The organism is Burkholderia lata, assembly GCF_902499335.1.
Taxonomy (GTDB): domain Bacteria; phylum Pseudomonadota; class Gammaproteobacteria; order Burkholderiales; family Burkholderiaceae; genus Burkholderia; species Burkholderia lata_B.
The window spans coordinates 422,415-447,291 of record NZ_CABVQK010000005.1 but is presented as its reverse complement, the minus strand read 5'-3'; the positions used below and the strand labels follow the sequence as shown (position 1 = coordinate 447,291).

The 24,877-nt window shown below is 67.9% G+C and carries 24 protein-coding genes; 17 read left to right on the top strand and 7 right to left on the bottom strand.

Annotated features, from left to right (window positions below; translation table 11 throughout):
* Positions 1–25: 25 nt before the first annotated feature.
* Positions 26–1,879: an ABC transporter ATP-binding protein gene (locus BCO18175_RS15090; protein ID WP_174982005.1), complete on the bottom strand. Its 1,854-nt coding sequence runs from the start codon at positions 1,877–1,879 to the stop codon at positions 26–28.
* A gap of 98 nt (positions 1,880–1,977) precedes the next feature.
* Entirely contained in the window at positions 1,978–2,997 is a 1,020-nt protein-coding gene (locus BCO18175_RS15085) for an alpha/beta hydrolase family protein (protein ID WP_174982004.1), read from the bottom strand.
* Positions 2,998–3,145: 148 nt separating this feature from the next.
* Here BCO18175_RS15085 and BCO18175_RS15080 point away from each other — a divergent pair, with 148 nt between their 5' ends.
* From BCO18175_RS15080 to BCO18175_RS15065, 4 genes are all read left to right on the top strand, one after another.
* Positions 3,146–3,742, top strand: a complete 597-nt coding sequence (locus BCO18175_RS15080; protein WP_174982002.1) for a TetR/AcrR family transcriptional regulator — start codon at positions 3,146–3,148, stop codon at positions 3,740–3,742.
* Positions 3,743–3,900: 158 nt separating this feature from the next.
* Positions 3,901–4,467, top strand: coding sequence for a TetR/AcrR family transcriptional regulator (locus BCO18175_RS15075; protein WP_174982000.1), 567 nt, complete (start codon positions 3,901–3,903; stop codon positions 4,465–4,467).
* Between the two features lie 224 nt (positions 4,468–4,691).
* Positions 4,692–5,117: an organic hydroperoxide resistance protein gene (locus BCO18175_RS15070; protein WP_174981998.1), complete on the top strand. Its 426-nt coding sequence runs from the start codon at positions 4,692–4,694 to the stop codon at positions 5,115–5,117.
* A 65-nt stretch (positions 5,118–5,182) separates the two neighbouring features.
* Positions 5,183–6,223 carry an alpha/beta hydrolase gene (locus tag BCO18175_RS15065; protein WP_174981996.1) on the top strand — a complete coding sequence of 347 codons (1,041 nt, stop codon included), beginning with the start codon at positions 5,183–5,185 and terminating at the stop codon, positions 6,221–6,223.
* A 135-nt stretch (positions 6,224–6,358) separates the two neighbouring features.
* Here the strand turns inward: BCO18175_RS15065 and BCO18175_RS15060 are convergent, their stop codons facing one another.
* Together BCO18175_RS15060 and BCO18175_RS15055 are read right to left on the bottom strand one after the other, a co-directional pair.
* A complete protein-coding gene (locus BCO18175_RS15060; protein ID WP_174981994.1) occupies positions 6,359–8,050 on the bottom strand; it encodes a hybrid sensor histidine kinase/response regulator in 1,692 nt (563 codons plus the stop codon).
* A gap of 90 nt (positions 8,051–8,140) precedes the next feature.
* Positions 8,141–8,869, bottom strand: a complete 729-nt coding sequence (locus BCO18175_RS15055; RefSeq protein ID WP_254608082.1) for a response regulator — start codon at positions 8,867–8,869, stop codon at positions 8,141–8,143.
* Positions 8,870–9,184: 315 nt separating this feature from the next.
* Here BCO18175_RS15055 and BCO18175_RS15050 point away from each other — a divergent pair, with 315 nt between their 5' ends.
* The 6 genes from BCO18175_RS15050 (at position 9,185) to BCO18175_RS15025 (ending at position 14,069) form a co-directional block, all read left to right on the top strand.
* Positions 9,185–9,508, top strand: coding sequence for a flagellar transcriptional regulator FlhD (locus BCO18175_RS15050; protein ID WP_174972724.1), 324 nt, complete (start codon positions 9,185–9,187; stop codon positions 9,506–9,508).
* Entirely contained in the window at positions 9,505–10,158 is a 654-nt protein-coding gene (locus BCO18175_RS15045; protein ID WP_254608081.1) for a FlhC family transcriptional regulator, read from the top strand. The genes BCO18175_RS15050 and BCO18175_RS15045 overlap by 4 nt, the downstream gene beginning before the upstream one ends.
* 99 nt (positions 10,159–10,257) lie before the next feature.
* Positions 10,258–12,246 carry a sensor histidine kinase gene (locus tag BCO18175_RS15040; protein WP_254608080.1) on the top strand — a complete coding sequence of 663 codons (1,989 nt, stop codon included), beginning with the start codon at positions 10,258–10,260 and terminating at the stop codon, positions 12,244–12,246.
* Positions 12,247–12,430: 184 nt separating this feature from the next.
* Positions 12,431–12,802 carry a CidA/LrgA family protein gene (locus BCO18175_RS15035; RefSeq protein ID WP_174981993.1) on the top strand — a complete coding sequence of 124 codons (372 nt, stop codon included), beginning with the start codon at positions 12,431–12,433 and terminating at the stop codon, positions 12,800–12,802.
* Positions 12,799–13,533: an LrgB family protein gene (locus BCO18175_RS15030; protein ID WP_174981991.1), complete on the top strand. Its 735-nt coding sequence runs from the start codon at positions 12,799–12,801 to the stop codon at positions 13,531–13,533. The genes BCO18175_RS15035 and BCO18175_RS15030 overlap by 4 nt, the downstream gene beginning before the upstream one ends.
* Positions 13,534–13,763: 230 nt before the next feature.
* Positions 13,764–14,069: a hypothetical protein gene (locus BCO18175_RS15025; protein WP_166966120.1), complete on the top strand. Its 306-nt coding sequence runs from the start codon at positions 13,764–13,766 to the stop codon at positions 14,067–14,069.
* A 90-nt stretch (positions 14,070–14,159) separates the two neighbouring features.
* Here BCO18175_RS15025 and wrbA read toward each other — a convergent pair whose 3' ends face one another.
* Positions 14,160–14,762 carry an NAD(P)H:quinone oxidoreductase gene (gene wrbA, locus BCO18175_RS15020; RefSeq protein WP_174981989.1) on the bottom strand — a complete coding sequence of 201 codons (603 nt, stop codon included), beginning with the start codon at positions 14,760–14,762 and terminating at the stop codon, positions 14,160–14,162.
* A 61-nt stretch (positions 14,763–14,823) separates the two neighbouring features.
* Positions 14,824–15,549, bottom strand: coding sequence for a pirin family protein (locus BCO18175_RS15015; protein WP_174981987.1), 726 nt, complete (start codon positions 15,547–15,549; stop codon positions 14,824–14,826).
* A gap of 128 nt (positions 15,550–15,677) precedes the next feature.
* On the opposite strand from BCO18175_RS15015, the gene BCO18175_RS15010 reads away from it, so the two are divergent.
* The 7 genes from BCO18175_RS15010 (at position 15,678) to BCO18175_RS14980 (ending at position 23,669) form a co-directional block, all read left to right on the top strand.
* A complete protein-coding gene (locus BCO18175_RS15010; protein ID WP_174981985.1) occupies positions 15,678–16,595 on the top strand; it encodes a LysR family transcriptional regulator in 918 nt (305 codons plus the stop codon).
* Positions 16,596–16,689: 94 nt separating this feature from the next.
* Entirely contained in the window at positions 16,690–17,811 is a 1,122-nt protein-coding gene (locus BCO18175_RS15005) for a Fic family protein (protein WP_217483913.1), read from the top strand.
* A gap of 253 nt (positions 17,812–18,064) precedes the next feature.
* Positions 18,065–18,262: a DUF3311 domain-containing protein gene (locus tag BCO18175_RS15000; protein ID WP_174972736.1), complete on the top strand. Its 198-nt coding sequence runs from the start codon at positions 18,065–18,067 to the stop codon at positions 18,260–18,262.
* Between the two features lie 84 nt (positions 18,263–18,346).
* A complete protein-coding gene (locus tag BCO18175_RS14995; protein WP_174981984.1) occupies positions 18,347–19,741 on the top strand; it encodes a sodium:solute symporter family protein in 1,395 nt (464 codons plus the stop codon).
* A gap of 36 nt (positions 19,742–19,777) precedes the next feature.
* On the top strand, positions 19,778–21,445 hold the full coding sequence (locus BCO18175_RS14990; RefSeq protein ID WP_174981983.1) for an amidohydrolase: 1,668 nt from the start codon (positions 19,778–19,780) through the stop codon (positions 21,443–21,445).
* A complete protein-coding gene (locus BCO18175_RS14985) occupies positions 21,442–22,467 on the top strand; it encodes a CobW family GTP-binding protein (protein ID WP_254608079.1) in 1,026 nt (341 codons plus the stop codon). The genes BCO18175_RS14990 and BCO18175_RS14985 overlap by 4 nt, the downstream gene beginning before the upstream one ends.
* A gap of 131 nt (positions 22,468–22,598) precedes the next feature.
* Positions 22,599–23,669 carry a lysozyme inhibitor LprI family protein gene (locus BCO18175_RS14980; protein ID WP_254608078.1) on the top strand — a complete coding sequence of 357 codons (1,071 nt, stop codon included), beginning with the start codon at positions 22,599–22,601 and terminating at the stop codon, positions 23,667–23,669.
* Between the two features lie 37 nt (positions 23,670–23,706).
* Here BCO18175_RS14980 and BCO18175_RS14975 read toward each other — a convergent pair whose 3' ends face one another.
* Positions 23,707–24,792: a LacI family DNA-binding transcriptional regulator gene (locus BCO18175_RS14975; RefSeq protein WP_174981981.1), complete on the bottom strand. Its 1,086-nt coding sequence runs from the start codon at positions 24,790–24,792 to the stop codon at positions 23,707–23,709.
* Positions 24,793–24,877 lie beyond the last annotated feature (85 nt).

Genomic DNA, 24,877 nt, shown 5'->3' with positions numbered 1-24,877 from the left:
CGTCTTGCGCATCCGGACGGGTGGCTTACTGCTCCGCCTTCTCCACGTCCGCCGTTTCGCCGAGGAACCCGCCGCTCTGGTGCGCCCACAGCGCCGCATAGATGCCACCGGCCTGCAGCAGCTGCTGATGCGTGCCTTCCTCGACGATCCGCCCTTCGTCGAGCACGATCAGCCGGTCCATCGCGGCGATCGTCGACAGCCGGTGCGCGATCGCGATCACCGTCTTGCCGTGCATCAGGCCGTCGAGGCTGCGCTGGATCGCGACTTCGACTTCGGAATCGAGTGCGCTGGTCGCTTCGTCGAGCACGAGGATCGGCGCGTCCTTGAGCATCACCCGCGCGATCGCGACGCGCTGCCGCTGGCCGCCCGACAGCTTCACGCCGCGCTCGCCGACCTCGACGTCATAGCCGCTGCGGCCGTGACGGTCGCGCAGCCGGTCGATGAACTCGGACGCTTCCGCGCGCACGGCCGCGTCGTGCATCTCGCGCTCGGTCGCGTCGGGGCGCCCGTACAGCAGGTTCTCGCGCATCGTCCGGTGCAGCAGCGACGTATCCTGCGTGACCATCCCGATCCCGCTGCGCAGGCTGTCCTGCGTCACGTGCGCGATGTCCTGCCCGTCGATCCGGATCGTGCCGCCGCCCACGTCGTAGAAGCGCAGCAGCAGGTTCACGAGCGTCGACTTGCCGGCGCCCGAGCGGCCGATCAGGCCGATCCGCTCGCCGGGCCGGATCGTCAGGTTCAGCCCGTCGAATACCGCACGGTCGTTGTCCTCGTGCGCGAACTGCACGTTGTCGAACACGATCCCGCCGCGCTGCACCGCGAGCGGCGTCGCATCGGGCGCGTCGACCACGCTGCGCACCTTCGTCAGCGTATTGATGCCGTCCTGGATCGTGCCGACGTTCTCGAACAGCTCGGTCATCTCCCACATGATCCAGTGCGAATAGCTCGACAGGCGCAGCGCCATCGCGATCACCGCCGCGACGACACCCGCGCTCACCTCGCCGTGCATCCACAGATACAGCGCGAGGCCGGTCGAGCCGACCAGCAGCAGCGTCGACAGCAGGTGGTTGACGACCTCGAACGCGCTGACGAGCCGCATCTGCGCGTCGCCGGTCGCCTTGAACGCTTCCATTGCGCGCCGAGCGTGATCGGCTTCGCGCCGCGTGTGCGAGAACAGCTTCACGGTCGTGATGTTCGAATACGCGTCGGTGATGCGGCCCGTCATCAGCGCGCGCGCATCGGCCTGGCGGCTGCCGACCGCACCGAGGCGCGGCACGAAATACGCGCACGCCAGGCCGTATCCGAGCGCCCACAGCGCGAGCGGGATCATCAGCCGCCAGTCGAAGCTGGCCGCGAGCGCGAGGATGCCGATCAGGTACGCGGCGACACCGATCACGACGTCGACCGACATGAACAGCGCATCGCGCACCGCGAGCGCGGTCTGCATGATCTTGGTCGTCACGCGGCCCGCGAACTCGTTCGCGTAGAACGACAGGCTCTGGTCGAGCATCAGCCGGTGAAACAGCCAGCGCAGCCGCATCGGGAAGTTGATCGCGAGCACTTGGTGCTTGACCATCGTATGCAGTGCGATCAGCAGCGTACTGCCGGCGAGGATCGCCGCGAACCCGGCGAGCGTGCCGAAGTGGCGGCCGCCGAAATCGACCGGCGTCGCGGACGCGAGCCAGTCGACCACGCGGCCCATCATTGCGAACAGCGCGGCTTCGTACGCGGCCAGTGCGGCCGACGTCAGCGCGATCAGCAGGATCCAGCTGCGCGCGCCTTTCGTGCACGCCCAGACGAACGAGAAGAAACCCCGCGGCGGCGTGACGGGATCTTCGAGCGGGAAAGTCGGCAGGCGCCGTTCAAACCACGAAAACATTGAAACCTCTCCTTGATGCGGCCACGCCGACCGGCGCGGCCCGTATTGCCCGTTTCATGCACGACGCCCTTTGCGGCGGCGCCGTGTTGCACACGTGTTCACTGCGCCCGGATCCATGCCTCGATCGGGCCGAGCGTGTCCGGTGCATACGCATGGCGCCCGAGCGCCGTGTACAGCCACTGCTTCCATGTCGGCCAGTCGGACTCGAGCTGGTAGTCGAACCAGCCGGCGCGCAGCAGCGCATGCGTCGCATCGGGCACGACCGCCACGCGCCGGTCGGGCTGGTTCGCGAACGCATGCGTGTAAGTGTTCGCCTCGTCGAGCGGATCGACATTGCGGTCCTGCGCGCCCCACACCGCCAGCACGGGCCCCTGCATCGTCGCGAGCGCCTGTGACGCGTCCTCCAGGTAGTTGCGCGCGATGAAGCCGAAGCGGCGCGGCTCGATGTCGGGACGGCGGCGCGGATCGGCCGGCACGTCCGCCTGGCCGAAGATCGCGTCGTTGTCGCGTCGCTCGGCGGCCAGTGTCGCATCGATTCGATCCGGCTGCAGGCCGGTTGCCTCGAGCTGCTGTCGCGTGAGGTAAGTGCCTTGCCGGCGCCAGCTGACGGCGCCGCCGACGATCACCGAGAACGCGGGCCGCACCGCATTCGCGACGCGCGGAATCACCCAGCCGCCCTGCGAGAAGCCGAGCAGGCCGATCTTCGGCGCGGGACCGACGGCGGCGCGCACGCGCGCCATCGCGGCGATCGTTTCGTTCGCGCGGTCCTGCATCGATTGCGCGAGCCAGTCGCCGCCGCTGCGGCCGGTGCCCTGCTTGTCCCATGCGAACACGCCGATGCCTGCATCGAGCAGGCTGTTGACGAGCGGCAGCATCGCGTCGTCCGAGAAACGCGTGCGCGGCCCGTCACCGTGGACGAGCAGCACGATCGGCGCATCGGGCGCGTGGGCCGGCAATGCGAGTGTGCCGACGAGGTCGGCGTCGCCGGCGCGGAACGCGAGCGTCGACACATCCGCGCCCTTCAGCTCGAAATCGGACAGGCCGCGCAACACGATTGCTCCCGCCGCGGCCAGCAGGAGCAGGACGAGCGCGGTGCCGGCAATGACGATTCGTTTCAAGAGGCCCTCGGTGCGGTGGTGTGGGCGGACGTCGCAGGCGGCACGTACATCGGTACGGTGCCTTGACGCCTGCGGGACGTCGCCATGATAATAGATCGACTAATCAGTCTAATAAAGATTTGAGTGATCGTCGAGCACGGAGTTCCTGTTGAGAAAGATCGACCCTGAAAGAGTGGAAGCGAAGCGGCGCCAGATCCTGGACGCCGCGATCGACTGTTTTGCGCGCGACGGCTTCCATGCGACGTCCACGGCCGCGATCTGCAAGGCGGCCGGCATGAGCCCAGGCAACCTGTTCCACTATTTCCCGACGAAGGCGGCGATCATCGAGGCGGTCGCGCAGGAGGACCAGCGCGAGATGGCCGAACTGTTCGCGCGGCATGCGAACGCCGACGATGCGCTGACCGCGATCGAGGAGATCGCGCTGGCATTGATGGAATTGTCGAGCGATCCCGTCTATGCGCGCATCAGCGTCGAGACCGCGGCGGAGGCGACGCGCAATCCGGATGTCGCCGCGCTGTTCGCGGCGAACGAGGCGCAGGTGAAAGGGCGGATGGTCGCGCTGATCAAGCGCGGCGTCGCGCAAGGGACGATCGACGGCAGCCTGAAGCCCGATCTGGTCGCGACCTGGCTGCTCGCGCTCGCGGAAGGCGCGGTCGGGCGCGTCGTGTTCGAGCCGGGGTTCAAGCCACGCGCACACCGGGCGATGCTGCGGACGATCATTCAGCGGATGTTGAAGCCGCAGTAAGGGTGGCGGGGCCGGTGGACGTGCGCTATCCGAGCCCGGTGCATGCGTTGGGCGGCCTTGAGCCGGTGAGCGCGGGCGGGACGCCGGGCGGCAGGCCGCGGATCGCGCCCTTAAAAAAGTCCTTGACTGTCTATCTATGAGTAGATACAGTTCGCTCCATGGAAACGAAACCGACCGTCCGCGAACAGATCCTCGACCACGCGATCACGCTGATGATGCTGCGCGGTTACAACGGCTTCAGCTATCGAGACCTGTCCGACCTGGTGGGCGTGAAGACGTCGAGCATCCACTACTACTTCCCGTCGAAGGATGACCTCGTACTGGAAGCAGTGTCGGTCTATAGCGACGATGTCCTCTCGGCCATGCGGGCGATCGATCCGGCGCTGCCGGCCGACGTGAAGCTGAGCCTGTACACGAAGATGTTCGGCCGCACGCTCGGCGACGGCAACATGATCTGCCTGTGCGGGATGCTGGCGGCCGATATCGAATCGTTGCCGGAGAACGTGCGGCAGGCGGTGCAGGCATTCTTCAAGGCCAACGAGAACTGGCTCGCGGAATTGCTGGCGCAGGGTTCGAAGGAGGGCACGCTGCAGTACAGCGGCAAGCCCGAAACGGCCGCGCGCACGTTGTATGCGGCGTTCCAGGGCAGCGTGCTGGCCAGCCGGCTGTTTCACACGCGGGCACGTCTCGAGGATGTCGAGGCGGTCTGGAAAACGCGGTCCTGAAGGGCAGCGCAGGCAGTCGGGCGGTTCGCCGCCTTTTGTTGGGTTTTGTTATCTATCTGGTGATAGATAGATGAAGTGGGCAGGTGGGTCAACCATCTGCATTTTTTTGGGGATGTTTATCTATCTATGAGTAGATAAACAAACGCGATGCCGGTTGCGGAGCAGCCGGCACGCGGTCCCGGGTTGTAAGGCTGTTTCACTCACTGATTGAAAAGGAGTCTGTCATGTCGATCGAAAAAGTGCTGTACCGCGCCCATGCAAAAGCCACCGGCGGCCGTGACGGCCGTGCGACGGTGCCCGAGAGCAACCTCGACCTGAAGCTGACCACGCCGCGCGAACTCGGCGGCGCGGGCGGCGCAGGCGCGAACCCCGAGCAACTGTTCGCCGCCGGCTACAGCGCGTGCTTCATCGGCGCGATGAAGTTCGTCGCGGCGCGCGACAAGATCGCGATGCCCGCGGATGCCGCGATCGAAGGCAGCGTCGGCATCGGCGCGATCCCGAACGGCTTCGGCATCGAAGTCGAACTGAAGATCTCGCTGCCGGGCCTCGATCGCGATGTCGCGCAGACGCTGGTCGATCGTGCGCACCTCGTGTGCCCGTACTCGAATGCGACGCGCGGCAACATCGACGTCACGCTCACGCTCGTCTGATCGTACGCATTGCGAATCATCCATCGTCACATCGTCATTCACAGGTTGAGCCAAGGAGTTACATCATGAAGATCGTCAAGCCGCTGCTGATCGCTGCCGCCGTCGCCGCCGCACTGTCCGTCACGTCCACCGTGTTCGCCGCGGGCACCGGTGCCGACGCCGTGCGGCCCGATGCGACGACGAGCGCATTCCTCGCCGCGCTCAACGGGCAGAAGGGCCCGGGCCTCGAAACGCTGAGCCCCGCGAAGGCGCGCCAGGTGCTGGTCGATGCGCAGAACGGCACGAAGGTCGACCTGTCGGGGATCGACGTGTCGAACCGCACGATCGAACAGGACGGCTTGTCCGTGCCGGTGTCGATCGTCCGCCCGCAAGGCGCGACGGGCACGCTGCCGGTGTTCATGTTCATTCACGGCGGCGGCTGGGTGCTCGGTGATTTCCCGACGCATGAGCGCCTGGTGCGTGACCTCGTCGTGCAATCGGGCGCCGTCGCGGTGTTCGTGAACTACACGCCGTCGCCGGAAGCGCATTACCCGGTCGCGATCAACCAGGCGTATGCGGCAACGAAGTGGGTGGCCGCGCACGGCGCGGAGATTGGCGTCGACGGCAGCCGTCTCGCGGTGGTCGGCAACAGCGTCGGCGGGAACATGGCGGCCGTGGTGGCGCTGATGGCGAAGGACAAGGGCGGCCCCGCGATCCGCTTCCAGGGGCTGATGTGGCCGGTGACGGACCACAACTTCAACACGGGTTCGTACAACGCGTATCAGCAAGGGCACTTCCTGACGCGGCCGATGATGAAGTGGTTCTGGGACGCCTATACGAAGAACGAAGCGCAACGCAACGAGATCTACGCGTCGCCGCTGCGCGCGAGCACCGCGCAGTTGAAGGGCCTGCCGCCCGCGCTGATCCAGGTCGCGCAGTTCGACGTGCTGCGTGACGAAGGCGAAGCATACGGCCGCAAGCTCGACGCGGCCGGTGTCGACGCAACGACCACGCGCTACGACGGCACGATCCACGATTTCGGCTTGCTGAACGCACTGGCCAACGATGCGCCGACGAAGGCCGCGATGAAGGCGATGGCGAACGAGATCGCGACGCGGTTGAAGTAAGCGGCGGCTCGCACTCGCACCCTGCTTGACGCGGTGCGAGTGCGCAGACTCGGCGGCGGGCTACGTGCCCGCCGTTTTTGCATGCGGGCGGCGGGCGGGAGGGTTCGCGCGACGCAGCGTGCCGGCCCGGCACCGCTATCCTGGCGCCTTCGCATGCAGCAGGCGTGCCATCGCCGCGCGCAGCTTGTCGCTCGGCACCGGCTTGTGCAGCAGCACGAACCCGCCGTGCTTCAGCCGGCCGGGCCGCCGCGCGGTCGTGTCGCCCGTGATCAGCATCGCGGGAATCGCCGTGTTGTATTCGTCGCGAATCCGCGCGATCGCACCGATCCCGTTCTGGTCGCCGTGCAGGTGGAGGTCGCAGATCAGCAGGGTCGGACGTACCTCGCACGATGCCAGGCACGCGATCGCGTCATCGACCGACGCGGCCGTGACGACCTGGTAGCCCCAGCGTTCGAGCAGCATCGACATGCCGGCGCGGATCGCGCTTTCGTCGTCGATCACGACCACGAGGTGCGCAGCGGCAGCCGCCTCGTCGACGGCGATCTCGTCGGCGGCGACGCTCGGCTGCACGGCCGTGTCCAGCCGTGTCAGCTGCAGTTCGAAGCACGAGCCCCGTCCGGGCTCGGAGCGCAGCGTCAGCGGGCAGTCGAGCAGCCCCGCGAGGCGCCGCACGATCGCCAGTCCGAGGCCCACGCCCTGTTCGTGGTCGCCGTCGCGATGGCGCAACTGGTAGTAGTCGTCGAAGACGCGGGCCTGCTGGTCGGCCGGAATGCCGCGCCCGGTGTCGATGAATTGCAGGCGCACGTGCCGGTGCGTGCGCCTGCAGCCGACGACGATGCGCCCGGCGTCGGTATAGCGAACCGCATTCGACAGCAGGTTGCGTGCGATGCGCTCGATCAGCACGGGATCGGAATCGACCACCGCGGTGCTGCGCACGTACGACAGCGACAGGCCTTTGCCGTGCGCGTCGGCGGCGACTTCGCGGCACACGCGTTCCAGCACCGCACCGATCGCGAACGGCCGGCGATGGACGGGCACGACGCCCGCGTCGAGCCGCGAGATGTCGAGGATTGCGGTGAACAGCGCATCCATCGCGTTGACGGACTGGTCGATGCGATCGACGAGCAGCGTGCCGTCGGCCGGCATCGGGACGTGCCGCAACGCGCCGACGAACAGGCTCAATGCGTGGACGGGCTGGCGCAGGTCGTGGCTCGCCGCCGCGAGAAAGCTCGACTTGACGTGCACGGCCTCCGTCGCGAGATCCTTTTGCCGCCGGAAGTTCTCGGCCAGCTGCGCGGCGCGCAGGCGTTCGCGTTCGGCGATCCGCTGCGCGCGGATCAGTTGCAGCTGCATCTCGATCTGGTCGCGGAATTCCTCGACGAGCCGGATGTAGCGCTCCGAATACGCGTTCTCCTTGCAGTCGAGCAAGCAGATCGTGCCGAACGTCGTGTTGTCGGGCCAACGGATCGGCAGGCCGAGATACGAAACCATGTTGACGCGCAGGTCGGGATTGTTGCGCCACTGCGCGGATTGCCGCGCATCCGGCACGACCAGCGTATCGCCGCTCGCGATGACCGCTTCGCAGTAGAGTCCGGAGCCGTGCAGTTCGGCCGATTCGCCCGGATAGAACGGGTTGCCGGTGTTGCGGCTCGCCACCAGCACCTGGATGTCGCGGCCGACGTTGCGCATGATCAGCCCGGCCGGCACGCCGACGATTTCCGCCATCAGGTCGACGAGGCGCTGCCAGCGCGCGATCACGTCGGCGGCGAGGTCGAACGGGATTTCATGATCGGCCGGCGCTTCGGGCGGCTCGTCGACACGCGTCATGCGCACGCTCCTCGAACGGGCGGGGGAGATGGGAAAAATTTAGGCGTTCCGCGGCCACATGGCAATGTCGCGACGCGCGCGGGCGTCGGATCAGAGGAGGCCGGCCTTCCTGCCGGCCGCCGCCGCCTGGGTGCGATTGATGACGTTCAGCGCCTTGAAGATCGCGGTGATGTGCGCCTTGACAGTCTTTTCCGACAGGCCGAGCTTGTCGGCGATGACCTTGTTCGGCACGCCTTCCGCGAGATACCGCAGTACTTCGACCTGACGCTGCGTCAGCGTCGAACCGCGTGCCGCAGCGGCGCCGTCAGGCGGCCGTGGCGCGGGGTCGTCGAGCAGGAGCGGCGGCACGTAGCGTTCGCCGTTGAGTGCGATCCGGATGGCGGACAGCAGCGTGCGCGGGCTGGCGGACTTCGGCACGTAGCCCATCGCGCCCTGCGCGAACGCGCTGCGCACCGCGCCGGGATCCTCGGACGACGACAGCACGATGACCGGGAGCCCGGGGCGCATCGTCGCGAATACGGAGAGGGCGTCGAGGCCGTCCATGCCCTGCAGCTTCAGGTCGAGCACGATGGCGTCGAGGTCGGCATGCTCGTCGAGCAGCCGCACCGCGTCGTCGGCGCTGTTCGCCTGGACGACGACAGTATCGCCGTCACCCCGGCGCAACAGCATCTCCACGCCGTCCCGCAGGATGGCGTGATCGTCGACGATCAGAATTTTCATGAGGACGGTTAAATAAGAAAAGCCGGGGCCGGCCCGGCAAGAATGTACCGGATTGTACAAGACGAAAGTCTTAATACTAAAGTCGTGTTTATCGGGCATTTGTCTTGCGTCTAACGTCGCGTTTACATTCAGCGGAATATCGCCGAGACTCAATCACGACAGTTCGCAATGCAGGCGAATGCGGGCACGCCATACGATGTGTTGCCGCATCGCCGCGATGTGAACGACTAAGCAAGCGGCCGCTTCAGGACTGAATGGCGGCGCGATGCACGCGCATCCTGCGCGTCGTTCGGCGACGGTGAATTTCGGTTATTCACGCCGAACGAAAAAATAACGGTTCGTAATAACCGCATTATCGGCACGTATTCTGACGGTGAATCATTGATCCTGATCGCGCATGAATCGAGGTGAACGATGAAGGTTGCCAACGACAGTGATGCAATGTGGGAACTGAACATGTCGTATCTTTGGCTTGCGCAGCGGCTGCTGCAGTCGGATCGCGCAACCGGCATGTTCCGCCTGGGTGTGACCGCCGACGTCGCCGCCGCGCTGGCCGCGCTGTCGATGAAGCACATGAACGAGCTCGCGTCGACGGGGCAGCTGATCTGCGCATTGCGGCCGGGACGGTACGGCGTGCTGTCGGCGCTGACCCGTGCGACGCCGCCGGTCGATCTCGTGCGCGTGCATACCGCGATGGTGCTGGCCGGCCTCGCGCTACCCGACGAGGAAACATCGTGAGCGGCCACGCCGGGCGGCACGGCCTCGCGGACGATGCGCAGCTGACGATGCACGCGGCGGCGCTGATCCGGCTCGGCGCGCGGCTGCAGATGCTGGAGATCGAGTGCGGATTGCCGCGCGATCGTCTCGTGCGCCTGTATCGCGAAGTGCGCGGCGGCGCCGCGCCGAAGGGGCTGCTGCCGTCGTCCACCGACTGGTACATGACGTGGTTCGCGAACATCCACGCATCGCTGTTCCACAGCATCTACCGCTTCCTGCGCAACCGGGCGGGCTGCCCGCGGCTCGAGGCGCTCGTCAAGGCCTATACGCTGTACGCCGAACATGGCGATGCCGTGGGTCTCGCGCTGCCGCTGGACCTGACGCGAGCGTGGATGCTGGTGCGCTTCGTCGACGCGGGCGTGCTCGACATCGCGCAATGCCGCGATTGCGGCGCGGCGTTCATCACCTACCGCCACGCACTGCGCCGGCATCCCGTCTGCGTCGCGTGCCGGCTGCCGCCGCGCGCCGGCAAGCGCGCGGCCGGGGAGACGCCGTGCGTGGCACCCGGCGCGCGTCGCGCACGGCGGCAGGACGCACGTGCGGCCGTCGCGTCCTGTCACGACAGCGGGAGCGTCGCAGGCGAATCGTCGGGAGAATGGCGTGCAGTCTAGCGGGGCAACGGCGGCTGCGGCGGGCACCGTGTGGCTCGCGGCGAACGGTGGCGGCTGGCGCGTCGGGTCGGCCGGTGCGGCGCGCTCGCCCGATGGCGGATGCGGTGTGCCTCGTTCGCGCACCGGGCCGGCATCGTGAACCTGCGCGGCATCTCGATCCGGCAGCGGATGCGTGCCGGCTTCGTGCTCGTCGTGATGATGACGGCGGTCGCGTGCGGCACGAATCTATGGGAAAGCTATCAGCAGTACCGGCAGGGCATTCTCGATTTGCGCGATTTCGCGCTGGTCGAGTGCGTGATGATCGCGTCGAACCGGATTTCGGCCGAACGCTGGCCGGCCAACCGGTTGCTGGCACTGCGGCGCCGCGATTCGGCCGCGGAGGCGCAGGCGCTGCGCGACGCGCGGGCGCGTACCGATGGGGCGCTCGACGCGCTTCGAGCCGATCTTGCGCAGGCCGCTGCGCTCGATGCCCCCGAGCGGGAGACCGCGCTGCATGCGCTCGCATCGGTGCGCGCCGAACTCGCCGGCGCGCGCGACGAAGTCGATGCGCTGGCCGCGCGGCCGGCGGCATCGCGCGCGACGTGGCAAACGCAGTATGCGCAGGACCGGATGTTCGCGGCCGCCGACGACCTCGCGACGCTGACCAACGGCGTGATCGCGGGGACCGCGATGCGCCATCCGGACACGTTCGGCGCGCTGGTCCTCGCACGCCTGCTCGGTGACCTGCGCGAATACACCGGCCGGCTCGGCTCGCTGTTCGTCGCGTCGCTGATTCGGCGCGAACCGCTCGACGACGAGCGGCTGGCGCGCATCCTCCAGATGCGTGGGCGCATCGTGCAGCTGCGCACGCTGGTTGCCGGCGCGATCGCACCGCAACTCGGCGACGCGACGCTGTCGAACGACCTGGCGCGGTTGAACACCACGATGGACAGCAGCTTCCTGCCCCTCGTTGCCGCGACGCTCCGCGCGGGCCGCTCGGGCACGTACGCGATGGATGCCGAGGATTTCACGCAGCGGGTGATGCGGGACCTGCATGCATCGGAGCGGCTGCGCGATCACGTGCTCGACCTCACGCGTGCGCGCGCGGTGGCGCTGCGCGATGCGGCGCGTGTCCGGATGGCGCTGTCCGCCGCCGAGGCGGCGTGCTGCATCGCGATCCTGTTCCTGCTCGTGCGCGGCACGCAGCGGACGCTGTCGAAGCCGCTCGACGCGCTGAGCCGGCGCATCGTCGCGTTGAGCGAGGGCGACGTATCGCCGATCGTCCGGATTCCGGGCACGAGCCCCGAGATCGTGCACGTGAACGATGCACTCGACGCGTTGCGCGGCGCCTACGTCCATCGCACGCTGCTCGAGCGGCAGCGCAACGATATGCTGACGCTGTTCTCGCACGACATGCGCGCGCCGCTCACCTCGGTCATCGTGCTCGTGAACGCGCCTGCCGCGTGCCCGCCCGACTGCACGCTGCGCGAGCGTCTTCACGAGATCGACGGGCTGGCGCGTCATACGCTGGCAATGGCGGACGGTTTCGCGCAGGTGTCGCGGGCGGAGACGAGCGAGTACGCGTCGGAACTCGTCAACGTTGCCGATCTGATGAATCAGGCACGCGACGAAATCTGGCTGCGCGCGCGGGAAAAGCACATCGCGGTCGAGGACGTACCGTCGTGCGACGACGCGCTCGTGCACGGCGATCCGGCGCTGCTGTCGCGTGCGCTGGTCAATCTGCTGGGAAACGCGGTCGAGTACAGCGCGGAACATACCCGCATCGAGTGCAGCGTCGCCCTGGCGGACGGCGGCGCTTCGGTGTGCTGCGTGATCCGCGACTACGGCTACGGGATCGCGGCCGAGGATCAGGCGCGCCTGTTCGAGCGTTACCGGCGCTTTCGCCTGCAAGGGCAACCCGACACGAAGGGTGTCGGGCTCGGCATGGTGTTCGCCAAGGCGGTCGTGGACCGGCACCGCGGCGAGATCAGCGTGCGCAGCGCCCCGTGGCAGGGCACGACCGTGACGCTCATGCTGCCCGTGGCCGGCGCATCCGGCAGCGCGTGCGGCCGGGATCGGACGGCGTCGGCCGAACCCGTGCCGGGATGACGCGTGGCGGCGGGAGGCCGCGCGCCGTGCAGCAGGTGGTGTCTTCCCGCGATCGCGCGCGGCGATGTCCGCTGGCGCGTGAAGTTGGTACGATCGCCCGTATCGTCCACGCCGGCGCGTCAATCCGCCGGCCATCGGTCGCGCGGCCGCCGGGCAGCGCGGCCACGTTCGGGAGAAGCGGTTCATGCTGCGGGCGTTCGCGGTCTTGCTGACCTTCCAGTGTCTCGGGGAAGGCGTGTCCTACCTGTTCGGCCTGCCGGTGCCGGGCCCGGTGATCGGCATGTTGCTGCTGTTCGGCTTCGTGATGCTGCGCCCGCAGGTGGCCGACGCGATCGAGCCGACCGCGCTCGAGCTGCTGCGCCACCTGTCGCTGCTGTTCGTGCCGGCCGGCGTCGGCATCATGGTGTCGGCCGACCGCGTGCGCGGCGACGCGGTCGCGGTCGTCGTCGCGCTGGCCGTCAGCACCACGCTCGCGATCGCCGTGACCGCGCTCGTCACGCGTGCGCTGCTGCGCCGCCAGCGGCGCGCGGGCGGCGCGGCGGAGGGCACGCAATGACGGCCTTCCCGAAACTCGGCGCGATCTGGGTCTATCTCGCCGCGACCCCGTTGCTGGGCCTCACCATCACGCTGATTGCGTATCTGCTCGCGCAGGCCGTCTATGCGCGGGCGCGCTTCAACCCGCTCGCGAACCCGGTGCTGATCGCCGTCGCGCTGATCGTCGTGCTGCTGACGATCACGCATACGCCGTATCCGACGTATTTCGAAGGCGCGCAGTTCGTCCACTTCCTGCTGGGCCCCGCGACCGTCGCGCTCGCGCTGCCGCTGTACCGCCAGTGGTCGAAGCTGCGCCGCGCCGCGGTGCCGCTGCTGGTCGGCCTGCTCGCGGGTTCGTTGACCGCGATCGTGTCGGCGGTCGGCATCGCGGCGCTGTTCGGCGCGTCGCACCAGACGATCGCGTCGCTCGCGCCGAAATCGGCGACGACGCCGATCGCGATGGCCGTCGCCGCGGAAATCGGCGGGATTCCGTCGCTCACCGCCGTGCTCGTGATTTCGACCGGGATTTTCGGGGCGGTGTGCGCACGCGGGATCCTCAACGCACTGCGCGTCAATGAACCGGCCGTGCGCGGGTTCGCGCTCGGCGTCGCGTCGCACGGGATCGGCACCGCGCGCGCGTTCCAGGTCAGCGAGGAGGCCGGCGCATTCGCCGGGCTCGGGATGGGGCTGAACGGCGTGCTGACAGCCTTCGTCGTGCCGATCCTGCTGCCGGTGCTGTCGCGCTGGGTCTGAGCGCCGGCCGGGCGGGGCCGGGTTATCGGTTTCCCTGATGGCGCAGGCGACGCGCCGGAACGACGGCGCGCGCGGTACGCATGTATCGTGGCCGTTATCAGGAGAATTCAGGAACGCACACGGACAACTGAATACTGATCGGCTAACGTTGCATCGGCGCCGATGTCGCAAGCGGTCGTGTGCGCGCCGGTGTTCGACCCACAGCCAACAATCGACAAGGAGATCCGGCCATGAAGAAGTCTCGCGTGGTTTCAGTGGCAGTAGCAGTAACGGCGTCGTTCGGTCTGCTGTTGACCGCCGCGCCGGCGGCATATGCGCAGGATCCGGCGTCCGCGCCGACGCAGAAGCAGGTCGACAAGGCGCAGAAGAAGGCGGCCCGCAAGGCCGCCCGGGCGCGGCACGCGTCGGACCTGAAGGCGATCGGCACGGGCAGCGGCTACCGGCTGACCAACGACCAGAGCAACTATCCGCAGAACGCCGCACCGAAGGCACCCGCGACGAAGGCGGCGCCGGCCGCTCCGGCATCGGGCCAGTAACGGCCGGACCTGTACACAGCACGAACGGCGCCGGGTCGACCGGCGCCGTTTGCGCATGTGCGGGGCTGCCCGAACTGCCGGGCCGGCGCGTTACGACGCGAGCTTGCTCGCGAGTTCCGCGACGTGCTTGCCCTGGTAGCGCGCGATGTCGAGCTCGTTCGCGCTCGGCTGGCGGCTGCCGTCCGCGCCTGCGAGCGTGGTGGCGCCGTACGGCGTGCCGCCGGTGATTTCGTTCATGTTGACGAGGCCGCTGCACGCATACGGCACGCCCACGATCACCATCCCGTGGTGCAGCAGCGTCGTGTGGAACGACGTGATCGTCGTTTCCTGGCCGCCGTGCTGCGTGCCGGTCGACGCGAACACGCTGCCGATCTTGCCGACGAGCGCACCCTTCATCCACAGGCCGCCGGTCTGGTCGAGGAATGTGCGCATCTGGCCGGCCATGTTGCCGAAGCGGGTCGGCGTGCCGAAGATGATTGCATCGTAGTCGGCGAGTTCGTCCACCGTGGCGACCGGTGCAGCCTGGTCGACCTTCACGCCGATCGCGCGGGCCTGGTCGGCGGGAATCGTTTCCGGCACGCGCTTGAGCGTGACCTCGACGCCCGCCACCGATTTCGCGCCTTCCGCGATGTGCTGCGCCATCGTTTCGACGTGCCCGTACGACGAGTAGTAAAGAACGAGTACCTTGGCCATGTTGCGAATCTCCGATTAAAAGGGCCCCGCGTTCAGCGGGGCCCGGTTTCCCGAACGGGCTTCATGCCCACTCGGCCGTTACTTCGACCGGACGCAGGTCGAATACCAGCACTTCGGCATCCTTCCCGTCGGCGACCGTCAGCACCTGTTCGTCGCGGATGCGCACGCCGTCGCCTTCGCCGAGCGTCACGCCGTTGACCGTCACGCTGCCGCGTGCCACGTGCACGTAAGCAAAGCGGTTCGGCGCCAGTTCCAGCGTCGCGCGCTCGGCGCCGTCGAACAGGCCCGCGTAGATCCGCGTGTCCTGCCGGATCTTCAGCGAACCGGCGTCGCCGTTCGGCGATACGACGAGCGCGAGCCTGCCGCGCTTGTCGTCGGCCGTGACGTTCGTCTGCTGATAGCGCGGCTCGGCACCCTTTTCGGACGGTCCGACCCAGATCTGCAGGAAGTGGACCGGCAGTTCCGGCGAGTGGTTGAACTCGCTGTGGCGCACGCCCGTGCCCGCGCTCATCAACTGCACGTCGCCCGGCACGATCACCGAACCGGTGCCCATCGAGTCCTTGTGTTCCAGCGCGCCGTCGAGCACGTACGACAGGATTTCCATGTCGCGGTGCGGGTGCGTGCCGAAGCCGCGGCCCGGGGCGACGCGGTCGTCGTTGATCACCAGCAGGTCGGAGAAGCCGACTTGCTTCGGATCGTAGTAATTCGCGAACGAAAACGTATGACGGGAGCTGAGCCAGCCATGCTCCGCACGGCCACGTTGGTTTGCTGCACGGATTTCGATCATGATTTTTGTTCCTCAAGACGCCGGACCTCGGAAGTGGGCCCGGCCGTTCGTTGAGATGAATCTTAGGTCAATCGATTTGACAAATAAATCACTGTAGAGATAATGACTGTCGCTATGGAGTGGACAATATGGAACTCAACGATCTGAGGATCTTCGTCGCGACGGTCGATGCGGGCAGCTTCACGGCGGCGGCCGACCAGCTGATGCTGTCCAAGCAGTTCGTCAGCCGGCGCACGATGGCGCTGGAGGCGTCGCTCGGCGTGCGGCTGTTGCACCGGAACACGCGCAACCTCGCGGTGACCGAATCGGGGCAGGAGTTCTATGCGCGCGCGCAGCGGATCCTCGCGGAGATTGCCGACGCCGAGCAGGCGATGTCGGTGCGCAGCACCGAGCTGCACGGGTCGCTGAAGATCAGCGCGCCGCTGTCGTTCGGGATCACGCACGTGTCGCCGCTGATCGCCGAATTCCTGTCCGCGCACCCGGCCGTCCGGCTGAACATCGACCTGACCGACCGGCGTGTCGACCTGATCGGCGAGGGCTTCGATCTCGTGCTGCGGATCGGCTCGCTCGAGGATTCGACGCTGATCGCGCGCCCGCTCGGCGCGTGGCGGATGATCGCGTGCGCGAGCCCCGCCTACCTGAAGCGGCAGGGCACGCCGCAGACGCCGGCCGATCTCGCCGGCCATACGTGCGTGCTGTACGGGCGCGAGCGGCGCATCGGCTGGGAATTCCGCGTAGACGGCGCGGCGCGCACGTTCGACGTGCAGGGGCCGCTCGTCGCGAACAACGGCGAAGTGGTGCGCGACGCGGCGATTGCGGGGCTCGGCATCGCGCTGCTGCCGGATTTCATCGTCGGCGCGGCGCTCGACAGCGGCGCGCTCGTGCCCGTGCTCGACGCATATGCGCCTTCGCCGATCACGCTCAACGCGGTGTTCCCGCAGCATCGGGAAGGGTTCGTCACGCTGCGCACGTTCATCGGGTTTCTCGCGGAACGGCTCGGCGCGGCTGCGCCGGCCGCGAAGGGCGGGGCGGGCCGGGCACGGTAGCCGGCCGGTTTGCGGTGAATGAGGGTGTCATTCTCCGCATGATTTGCGGAGAATATTGAGTCATGCGGTGAATCGATGCGATAATCTCCGCATCATGAGCGGAGATTACACCTACATCTGGGAGTCGGCCGACTGGCCCGCGTGGCGCTTCGACCTCCCGGCACTGGCGACGCCACTCGCCGACGTCAGCCGTGCGCAAGGCATGCTGGCCGGGCGGCTGGCAGATGTCGGCCTGGCGTTGCGCGACGAGGCCAGCCTGGCCGCGCTGACGGAGGACGTCGTCAAGACCAGTGCGATCGAGGGCGAAAGCCTGAACGTGGCATCGGTGCGGTCGTCGATCGCGCGCCGGCTCGGGGTCGATATCGGCGCGCTGGCGCCGGTCGATCGTCACGTCGAGGGTGTCGTCGACATGGTGCTGGACGCGACGACCCATGCGGTGGCGCCGGTCACGGACGCCCGTCTGTTCGGGTGGCATGCGGCGCTGTTTCCGACCGGCTACTCGGGGATGTCGCGGATCACCGTCGGTGGCTGGCGCACGGATGCGACCGGGCCGATGCAGGTCGTGTCCGGGCCGATCGGCCGGCAGCGCGTGCATTTCGAGGCGCCGCCCGCCGCCCGCGTCGCCAGCGAGATCGCGCGTTTTCTCGACTGGCTCAATGCCGCGCCGGTCGAGCCCCTGCTGATCCGGGCCGGCCTGGCCCACCTGTGGTTCGTCACGCTCCATCCGTTCGACGACGGCAACGGCCGGATTGCGCGCGCGCTCGGGGATCTGGTCCTGGCACGTGCCGACGGGAGTCCGCAGCGCTTCTATAGCCTGTCGGCGCAAATCCAGCGCGAGCGCAATGCGTATTACGATGTGCTGGAGCGCACCCAACGCGGTTCGCTCGACGTCACGGAATGGCTCGTGTGGTTCCTGACCGCGCTCGGCAGGGCCGTCGATCACGCACACACGACGCTCGACGCCGTTCTGGTCAAGGCCCGCTTCTGGCAACGCTGTGCCGGCTTCGCGATGAACGAACGCCAGGTCAAGGTCATGAATCGCCTGCTCGACGGCTTCGAGGGCAAGCTGACTTCCACCAAGTGGGCGGCGCTGGCGAAGTGCTCGCAAGACACCGCGCTGCGGGACATCACGGAGCTCGTCGAGCACGGTGTGCTGCGTCGCTCGTCGTCCGGCGGCCGGAGCACGAGTTACGAGCTGGCGCCGTTCGACGGCTGACGCCGGCTCGTGTCATGACCGGCAAGCGTCGACCGCGACGCAGCGGGGTCGGGTTGCCGCTTCGATCGCTTCCGTATTGACCGGGCGACCGCGCCGGGCCGCTCGCCGCTGGCCCAAGCGATTGCCCGCGTCTGGCACTATCCCGCGCCTTTTTGTCTTCGAATACTGGATTCGACGCTGGATGTCGACCAGGCGACCTTCGCCGCCCCCGCGTACGACCATTCCGCACGAACCCGCTTTCGAGGAGACGCGCATGCTCAGGTATCTGATCGGCATCGGTATTCCGTATCTCGGCGTGATCGGCCTGCTGCCTTGGGTGGCCGCGCAGGACCGCTACGTGCTGGGCGTGCCGTTCATCTTCATGTGGATCTTCGCGTGGTTCGTGCTGACGTCCGGCTGCCTGTTCGCGTGCTGGATGCTGTTCGACCGCCGCGCGAGCGGCGCCGCCTAGCGCACGCATCCGCTTCTTGCGGACCGCCGGCTGCCCGTGCTTGCCGGCGAACCCTACGCATTCCGTCCTTTCGCAGAGGTGCGCATGTCCACGGTCGTCTTCGCCGCGCTGATCGCGCTGTCGCTCTATCTCGCCATCCGGTCCGGCCGCGGCCGGGGCAAGCAGAGCGTGCATGACTTCTTCGTCGCGTCACGCCAGTTCGGCACGGCGCTCGTGTTCTTCCTGACTGCCGGCGAGATCTACAGCATCGGCACGATGGTCGGCTTTCCCGGCGGCATCTACGCGAAAGGGCCGACCTACGGCGTGTGGTTCCTCGGCTACATCCTGCTCGCCTACCCGATCGGCTATTTCGTCGGCCCGAAGATCTGGGAGGTCGGCAAGCGCCACAACGCGATCACGCTGCCCGACCTGTTCAAGGGCCACTACCGCAGCCGCGGGCTCGAGCTCGTCGTTGCGTGCGCATCGATCCTGTTCCTGATCCCGTGGGGGCAGCTGCAGTTCACCGGGCTCGTCGCAGCGCTCAAGGGGCTCGGCTGGCACGTCGAGCCGCTGTACCTGATCCTCGTGTGCGCGGCGCTCGCGTTCACCTATATCGCGATCTCCGGCGTGCGCGCGTCGGCGTACATCGCGATCCTGAAGGACATCCTGATGCTGCTCGCGATCGTCGTGACGGGCGTGGCCGTCGCGTGGCAGGTGGGCGGCGTGCATCCGGTGTTCGACGCCGCGAGCCGGCAGGTCAGCAACACGATGAGCGGATCGCAGCTGCGCTTCTCGATGAGCACGATGCTGTTCCAGTCGCTCGGCTTCTACCTGATGCCGTTCGCCGCGCAGAATTTCTTCACCGCGCGCGGGCCGGATGCGATCCGGCGCACGCAGGTCGTGATGCCGCTCTACATGCTGATGTATCCGTTCCTCGTGATCGCGTCGTATTACGCGCTCACCGCGAACCTGACGCTCGCGTCGCCGAACGATGCGTTCTTCGCCGCCGTCACGCACCTGCTGCCCGGCTGGCTGATCGGCCTCGTCGCGGCCGGCGCCGCGCTGTCGGGGCTGCTCGTGCTGGCCGGCATCTGCCTCGCGATCGGGCCGATTGTCACGCGCAACCTGATGCCGAACCTGCCCGAGTCGCGCCAGAAGCGTGCGGCGAAATACGTGATCGTCGGCTACCTGCTGCTGTCGATCGCGACCACGATGCTCACGCCGAACCTGATGCTCACGCTGATCAACACCACGTACTACGGCGTCACGCAGTTCCTGCCGGGCGTGTTGATCCTGCTTGCGCGGCGCCAGGTGCGGCCCGTCGCGGTCGGGGCCGGGATGATCTGCGGCCAGGTGCTCGCGATGATCTTCTACGTGTTCCATGTCGACTTCGGCGGCATCAACCTCGGCCTCGTGTGCCTCGTCGTCAACGTGCTCGTCGTCGCGGCCGTGCATGCGATGCTGCACGGCCGCCCCGTCAAGCAGTACGCCGTATCCTGAGCCATCGGCGTTCCGCCGCAAGGAGAACCGCATCCCATGCAAGCATCCGCAACCCCGGCCGCGCCCGTGACGGTGTTCACGGCGCGCCGCATCCTGACGATGAACCCGGCGCAGCCGTCGGCCACGCACGTCGCCGTGCGCGACGGCCGCATCCTCGCGGTCGGCGATGCCGCCGACGCCGCCACGTGGCATGCACGGTTCGGTGCGTGTACGACCGACGACACGCTGCGTGACAAGGTGCTGATGCCGGGGCTCGTCGAAGGGCATTGCCACCTGATGGAAGGCGCGATGTGGGACGCCGTGTACGTCGGCTACTACGACCGGCGCGGCCCCGACGGCACGCTGTGGCCGGGGCTGCGCTCGCTCGACGCGGTGCTCGAACGGCTCGCGGAAGCCGAGCGCGCGATGACCGACGACGGGCCGCTGCTCGCGTGGGGCTTCGATCCGATCTTCTTCGGCACGGCGCGGCTGACGACGCGCGAGCTCGATCGTGTGTCCGCGCGGCGGCCGATCGCGATCCTGCATGCGAGCGTGCACCTGATGAACGTGAACGGCGCGATGCTCGCGCGCGCGGGCATCGACGAGGACACCGACATCGACGGCGTGACGCGTGATGCCGACGGCCGCCCGACCGGCGAGTTGCAGGAGTTCGCGGCGATGCTGCCGGTGTATCAGACGATCGGCGGCAAGCTCGCGATTTCCGCGAGCGAGAAGCCGCACGCCGTCTGGAACTTCGGGCGCGTCGCGCAGCTCGCGGGCGTGACGACGGCCACCGATCTCGTCAACGATTTGTCGGCCGACGGTAACCGCACGCTGCACGACGTCACCGCCGATCCGGATTACCCGGTGCGGATCGTGCCGGCGTTCGCGCCGCAACGCAATCCTGCGCGCTCGGCCGACAGCGTGCTCGCGGAGATCGAGCGCAATACCGACAAGCTGCATTTCGGGCCCGTGAAGTTCATCGTCGACGGCTCGATCCAGGGCTTCACCGCGCGTGTGCGCTGGCCTGGCTACGCGGGCGGGCAGCCGAACGGGCTGTGGCTGATTCCGCCCGCGCAGCTCGTCGACGTGTTCGAGCCGTTTCATCGCGCGGGGCTGCAACTGCACGTGCATACCAACGGCGACGAAGCGACCGACGTCGTGCTCGACGCGATGACGGCGCTGCTCGCGCGCCATCCTCGCCTCGATCATCGCCATACGCTGCAGCATTGCCAGATGGCGGACGCCGCGCAGTTGAAACGCGTTCGCGCGCTCGGGATGTGCGTGAACTTCTTCGCGAATCATCTGTACTACTGGGGCGATGCGCACTACAGCCAGACCATCGGCCCCGATCGCGCGAACCGGATGGATGCGGCCGGCTCCGCGCGGCGGCTCGGCATTCCGTTCGCGCTGCATTCGGATGCGCCGATCACGCCGCTGAATCCGTTGTTCACCGCATGGTGCGCGGTGCAGCGCGAGACGGCGTCCGGGCGCGTGCTGGGAAAGGGCGAGCGGCTGGCGGTAGACGATGCATTGCATGCGATCACGCTGGGCGCGGCCTACACGTTGCGGATGGATCATCTCGTCGGCAGCATCGAGATCGGCAAGTTCGCGGATTTCGCGGTGCTCGACGACGATCCGTCGGTATGCGCACCCGCGCGCCTGAAAGAACTCGCCGTGTGGGGCACCGTGCTCGGCGGGCGCGTGTTCCGGTCGCCGCGATGAGCATGCAGGTTACGCCCGCTGCTCGCGCGCCCGCGCCGATCGACCTCGCGGTGATCGGCGGCTATCTCGGCGCGGGCAAGACGACGGTCGTCAACGCGATCCTGCAGGCGCCGCATGGCCGGCGCATCGCGGTGCTCGTCAACGATTTCGGCGCGGTGAACATCGATGCGCGGCTCGTGCGTGCGCGCGGCGACGACGTGATCGAACTCGACAACGGCTGCATCTGCTGCACGATCGGCGGCGCGCTCGTCGATGCGCTGACGCGCGTCGCGACGCGCGACGTGCGGCCCGAACTGCTGCTCGTCGAAGCGAGCGGCGTGGCCGATCCCGCGAAGATCGCGCAGATCGGGCTGCTGAACGGTGCGTTCCGGCTGACGTCGGTGCTCGTCGTCGCCGATGCGCTTGCGTGGCGCGACACGCTCGCCGATCCGCTCGTCGGCGCGATGGCGCAGCGCCAGCTCGACGGCGCGGGCGCAATCGTCGTGACCAAGCTTGATCTCGTTGCACCGGCACAGCGCGACGCGGTGCTCGACGACGTGCGCGCGTGTGCGCCGACCGATGTCGTCGTCGCCGCGCGGCATGGCGAGATTCCGCTCGCGCTGCTGTTCGATGCGGCCGTGCCCGATCGCCGCAGCGTGCCGGATATCGTGCGTGCGCACCGGGCGATCGGACACGACGCGATGCCGGCGTTCGCGAGCGTCACCGTCGCCGCGCCGGACGTGCTCGACAAGGCGCGGTTGCGTGCATGGCTGAAGGCGTTGCCGCGCACGATCCTGCGCGCGAAGGGCGTCGTGCGCGTGGCCGATGTGGAGCGCACGGTCGCCACGCGCGTCTGCCAGGTCGCCGCGCGGCGCATCCGGTTCTCGTCGATGGAAGACGAAGGGCTGGCCGCGCACGAAGGAGACGGCGTGATGGTATTCATCGGGTTCATCGATGCCGCCGTGGAAGCCGCATTGCGCGACGGCATCGTGCAATGCAGCGTGGCCGCCTCGACGGTTGCGCTGACATCGACCATCGATTGATCGGCGCCGCGCATTCGGGTTAGGCTTCGGCGAGCAACGGCATGCGCGACATGCCGGGCCGGGCGTTTTTACCTCGAATGCCGCGTGCAGGTAGCTTCTACAGGCGCGCGATCCTGCGACGAGCCAAGCCGATGACCATCCGGAACCGATCGAATGCGCGCGGGCAAACCGCGCTTCCCGCTAGCGATGCATCGTGCACGCACCTGCGATCCGTCGCGGCGGCTGCACTGTTGACGCTGCTGCCGCTCGCCGCGCACGCGGCCGGCTTCGACTGCGCGAAAGCCGCTTCTCCAACCGAGAAGGCGATCTGCGCGGACGCCACGCTGTCGAAGCTCGACGGCGACCTCGCGGCGGCATGGAAGCAGGCACTCGCGAAAGGCGGCGATACAGCCGCGCTGAAGGCCGCACAGTTGAAATGGCTCAAGCAGCGCGACCAGTGCGGCGCCGACGCGCCGTGCCTGGGCGACCGCTACCGCGAACGGCTCGCGAGCCTGAACGGCAAGCCGCTGGCCGCCGACCGCTGGCAGCAGACGTGGTACATGACGAGCGACAACCCGTCGTTCGGCGGCGTGCTGACGTTCACCGGCACGGCGCCGCGCCTGCATTTCGAGCTGGGCGGCAACAACGGCGCGAATACGGGCGCGCTCGACGGCGACATCGTGCTGCACGGCGACAGCGGCACCTACCGTCAGGACAAGTGCCGGCTCGATTTCGAACGGAAGGGCGGACGCATCGGCGTCACGCAACACGGCGCGGATTTCGATTGCGGTGCCGGTGCGGGCGTCTCCTACGGCGGCGAGTATGTGACCGCGGCGCAGTTCCAGGCGAAGCCGGCGGCCGACTTGCTGAGCCTCAAGGTCGTCGCCGACGCGACGCAGAACGCGACCGCGCGCAAGCTGCTCGGCGCCGATTACCAGACGCTCGTCGACAACGTCAATTACAGCGCCGACGAGAAGGATCTCGACGGGCTCAATGCGCACGTGAGTTCGTACTGGGTACGCGGCATCGCGACGACGAACGCGGCGATCGTGATGCGCCGCGGTAACGATCTGTGGATCGGGCTGCTCGTATTCGACGCGAAGAACAACGTGCGGATGCGCTATTACACGAATGTGCCCGCATGGAAGAAAAACGTGCCGAAGACCATCCTCGCGTGGCACGACACGCTCGACAAGACGCTGCCGGTCGACGTGATGCAGTGACGGGCGGGCCGGGCGGCCGAAGCCGCCCGGCGCATCGTCATTTCCGTCGCGCTGCGCGCACCTGCGCCGGCGCCGCAGCCGATTCCCGCGTGCGCAACTCCGGCAGCACCGCATGACCGGGCCCCGTTGCGCCGTTCTCGAGCGCGTCGAGCAAGGCCTGTGCGGCCTGGCGCCCGATCGCGTCGGTGTCGACCCACATCGTCGTCAGCGGCGGCTGGATTTCGCGCGCGAGCGCGATGTCGTCGAACCCGGTGATCGACAATTGCGCGGGCACGTCGATGCCGAGCGCCTGCGCCTCGAGCAACGCGCCCAGCGCGAGCGCGTCGTTGCCGCAGATCACGGCCGTCGGCCGCGTGGCCGCGTCGCTGCCGGCGATCGCCCGCAGGCTCGCCCGCCCGAAGGCAATCGTGGCCGCGCCTTCGTGCTGGTGGACGGGGCGCACCGCGAGCCCGCGCGCGGCCAGCGTGTCGTGAATGCCGCGCAGGCGGGCCTGCACGCGATCGTTGTCGGCGGACGGCTGCATGATGATCGCGAAATCGCGGTGGCCGAGGTCGAGCAGGTGGGTGGTGAGCCGCGCGAACGCCGCGCGGTTGTCGAAGCCGATACAGCAATGCGGGCTGTCGTCGCGATACGCATAGGTGACGACGTACGGCACGCGGTGCAGCGCAAGCAGTTCGAACAGTTCCGGCGGATACGCTTCGCCGACCAGCGACACGGCTTCCACGCCGCGCGACAGCATCGCGCGCACCTGGGCCAGCGCCTGCGCGGGATCGTAGTTCGAGCAGCCCAGGAACAGCGTGATGCCGTGCTCGGCCATGACCGTCTGCATGCCCGCGACCTGCGATGCGAACACCTGGTCGTCGAGCGTCGGAATGATCGCGCCGGTGATGTGGGTGCGCGTGGACGCAAGCGCGCGGCCCGCCGCGTTTGGAATCCAGTTCAGCGTGCGCGCCGCGTCGCGCACGCGCTGCTGTACGTCGGCCGACACCTTGCCGGGATCGTTGTACACGCGCGAGACGGTCGCGGTCGATACGCCGGCCAGCTTCGCGACATCGCCGAGCACCGAGCGGCCGCTGCCGCGGCGCGCGCGGGGTGCACCGCCGCGGGACGGAGGCGTGCTCATCGGCCGGCTCCCGGCGTGGCGGCGGTGGCGGCGCCGCGCGTTGTCAAATGCGTCATTGTTTACCCCTAATTCTTGGTGGCTTCGC

Excerpts from the sequence above, each read along its gene's own strand:
- BCO18175_RS15070 (WP_174981998.1), top strand. The coding sequence starts at position 4,692 with ATGTCGATCGAAAAAGTGCTGTACCGCGCCCATGCAAAAGCCACCGGC.
- BCO18175_RS14995 (WP_174981984.1), top strand. The coding sequence starts at position 18,347 with ATGTCCACGGTCGTCTTCGCCGCGCTGATCGCGCTGTCGCTCTATCTC.
- BCO18175_RS15035 (WP_174981993.1), top strand. The coding sequence starts at position 12,431 with ATGCTGCGGGCGTTCGCGGTCTTGCTGACCTTCCAGTGTCTCGGGGAA.
- BCO18175_RS15015 (WP_174981987.1), bottom strand. The coding sequence starts at position 15,549 with ATGATCGAAATCCGTGCAGCAAACCAACGTGGCCGTGCGGAGCATGGC.
- BCO18175_RS15040 (WP_254608080.1), top strand. The coding sequence starts at position 10,258 with ATGCGGTGTGCCTCGTTCGCGCACCGGGCCGGCATCGTGAACCTGCGC.
- wrbA (WP_174981989.1), bottom strand. The coding sequence starts at position 14,762 with ATGGCCAAGGTACTCGTTCTTTACTACTCGTCGTACGGGCACGTCGAA.
- BCO18175_RS15090 (WP_174982005.1), bottom strand. The coding sequence starts at position 1,879 with ATGTTTTCGTGGTTTGAACGGCGCCTGCCGACTTTCCCGCTCGAAGAT.
- BCO18175_RS15060 (WP_174981994.1), bottom strand. The coding sequence starts at position 8,050 with ATGACGCGTGTCGACGAGCCGCCCGAAGCGCCGGCCGATCATGAAATC.
- BCO18175_RS15050 (WP_174972724.1), top strand. The coding sequence starts at position 9,185 with ATGAAGGTTGCCAACGACAGTGATGCAATGTGGGAACTGAACATGTCG.
- BCO18175_RS14980 (WP_254608078.1), top strand. The coding sequence starts at position 22,599 with ATGACCATCCGGAACCGATCGAATGCGCGCGGGCAAACCGCGCTTCCC.
- BCO18175_RS14990 (WP_174981983.1), top strand. The coding sequence starts at position 19,778 with ATGCAAGCATCCGCAACCCCGGCCGCGCCCGTGACGGTGTTCACGGCG.
- BCO18175_RS15000 (WP_174972736.1), top strand. The coding sequence starts at position 18,065 with ATGCTCAGGTATCTGATCGGCATCGGTATTCCGTATCTCGGCGTGATC.
- BCO18175_RS15075 (WP_174982000.1), top strand. The coding sequence starts at position 3,901 with ATGGAAACGAAACCGACCGTCCGCGAACAGATCCTCGACCACGCGATC.
- BCO18175_RS14985 (WP_254608079.1), top strand. The coding sequence starts at position 21,442 with ATGAGCATGCAGGTTACGCCCGCTGCTCGCGCGCCCGCGCCGATCGAC.
- BCO18175_RS15055 (WP_254608082.1), bottom strand. The coding sequence starts at position 8,869 with ATGCCCGATAAACACGACTTTAGTATTAAGACTTTCGTCTTGTACAAT.
- BCO18175_RS15065 (WP_174981996.1), top strand. The coding sequence starts at position 5,183 with ATGAAGATCGTCAAGCCGCTGCTGATCGCTGCCGCCGTCGCCGCCGCA.
- BCO18175_RS15030 (WP_174981991.1), top strand. The coding sequence starts at position 12,799 with ATGACGGCCTTCCCGAAACTCGGCGCGATCTGGGTCTATCTCGCCGCG.
- BCO18175_RS15025 (WP_166966120.1), top strand. The coding sequence starts at position 13,764 with ATGAAGAAGTCTCGCGTGGTTTCAGTGGCAGTAGCAGTAACGGCGTCG.
- BCO18175_RS15010 (WP_174981985.1), top strand. The coding sequence starts at position 15,678 with ATGGAACTCAACGATCTGAGGATCTTCGTCGCGACGGTCGATGCGGGC.
- BCO18175_RS14975 (WP_174981981.1), bottom strand. The coding sequence starts at position 24,792 with ATGAGCACGCCTCCGTCCCGCGGCGGTGCACCCCGCGCGCGCCGCGGC.
- BCO18175_RS15005 (WP_217483913.1), top strand. The coding sequence starts at position 16,690 with ATGAGCGGAGATTACACCTACATCTGGGAGTCGGCCGACTGGCCCGCG.